The following is a 1612-nucleotide window of genomic DNA, read 5'->3' on the forward strand; positions in this document are numbered from 1 at the left end:
GAGTTACATACAACGTATTCGAGTAGCATTCGCTAGAGAAAAATTGGACACTACGCGCCTAAATATAGAACAAATATCCCAGCAGGTCGGTTACAGTGACACAAACCATTTTCGATCGCTGTTTAAAAAGTTTTACGACATGACACCCACAGAATATCGCAAAACGACACAGACTGGTGGGGCTTAATCATTTAAATTTTCGTTGAACCTAACTTCTTAGTTTAAAAGAAGGGAGTTACCCGAATTAATTGAGATTCTTAATCCACAATCCAAGACAAAATAGGTAACTCTCGCTCTAGAGCCCTCATCAATTCAACATTTAAAAAGTTTATCTATCCCCGCCCACGCTTGTATCTGCAAGCGTTCAACGACGCCACACCACACTTCATCTCGTTTTAATATTCGTCATACACCATCGAATCTGAAGACATTAAAGTCTTTGATTGGGGCGCCTAGAAAGCCAAGAAACACGGATGACTTGGCGAAAGCCAAATCTCGTTATCAATGTGGATCGATAGGAGGTCCTTAGCGCTAAGTTAAACCTCGTTAATGTCAGTGACGATGATAATAAGGCGCTAACAACATTACTTAACCCACTTCGAAAAAGTCAATGAAGTATAAAGTGATAGACCTAGTGACACGAGAATGTGCAACTAGATACAAGAAGGAAAAGAGAAACAAAGTCGACTGATTTGTTTACAAGACGCTAAAAGCCCTGACAACATGGACAAGTAAAAACAGGTAATAACGACAAAAACTCAAGACGAATGAACATGGTTACTCATCAAAGGGAAATAAGTTGCCACCAACATTCAGTTGATACATTGTTAGCTAGTAAATGGAACTGAGTGAAAATAATCTTCCTTAGGTTCAATCTGACAAGCGCCGATTAAAAAAAAAAAACTGTCAGATCAGGACCAAACGACGACTCTTGATTGACCTCAGGATAACCATCTTTACCACCGATAAAATACTATTGAGAAAGTTTATCTAGGACAGGGGTTATCGACTGATGAAGTTCACTGGTTTCATATGCACCAGATAAGAGTCTACTTGGGTAAGCAATTGAATTACTGAGAACTTCACCAATATTATTAATATGAATACGAGTATCTGCCACACAAGCGCTCATGCATATTTTAATAAATTGCTTTGAAGTATCAAGTTCAAGCAAACGCGCACATCGCAGTGCTTCTTTAGTTCTTTCATGGAGCATTTCTTCAGATAACACGATTAACCCCTTCTCCATTCAGTAGCATAACAATGTGAAACTCTTCGCTTTCCCTCACCATAGCAAGGAAAAGGCTCTCTCTCATTTCTTTTCGGACCGTATTATCGCCAAGTACATATTTCGTCAAAACGCTAATAGCTTGTTGCTCGCTAACTTCGTCTTGACTAACTATTGCCGACAATACGCTTTTCGACAGGTTTGACGAGATGTCAAAATTCAGTTCTTTTGCCGTTACAAGCATCGCTTTTATTACTTTGTTTTTTTGAGCTCTGATAGTACATATTTTCAGTTCATGCTTATCAAATGCATACCCAATATCATCTAGTAGTTGGCTCAGTTCTTGATACACTTTGTATTCCTCTAGTTCATTGTTCTCGTCCC

At 38.8% G+C, this 1612-nt stretch carries 3 protein-coding genes; 1 reads left to right on the plus strand and 2 read right to left on the minus strand.

The features are described 5' to 3' along the window. The coding region (locus AB4496_RS09060) for a helix-turn-helix domain-containing protein (RefSeq protein WP_372130834.1) at positions 1–187 on the plus strand (187 nt) is incomplete at its 5' end. A gap of 786 nt (positions 188–973) precedes the next feature. Here the strand turns inward: AB4496_RS09060 and AB4496_RS09065 are convergent. Further along, positions 974–1231: a hypothetical protein gene (locus AB4496_RS09065; RefSeq protein ID WP_017082558.1), complete on the minus strand. Its 258-nt coding sequence runs from the start codon at positions 1229–1231 to the stop codon at positions 974–976. Further along, positions 1221–1612 (minus strand): hypothetical protein (locus tag AB4496_RS09070; protein WP_372130836.1); only part of this gene is annotated, 392 nt, incomplete at its 5' end. The genes AB4496_RS09070 and AB4496_RS09065, both read right to left, overlap by 11 nt.

The sequence above is a fragment of the Vibrio sp. 10N.222.46.A1 genome, assembly GCF_041473595.1.
Classification (GTDB): domain Bacteria; phylum Pseudomonadota; class Gammaproteobacteria; order Enterobacterales; family Vibrionaceae; genus Vibrio; species Vibrio tasmaniensis_A.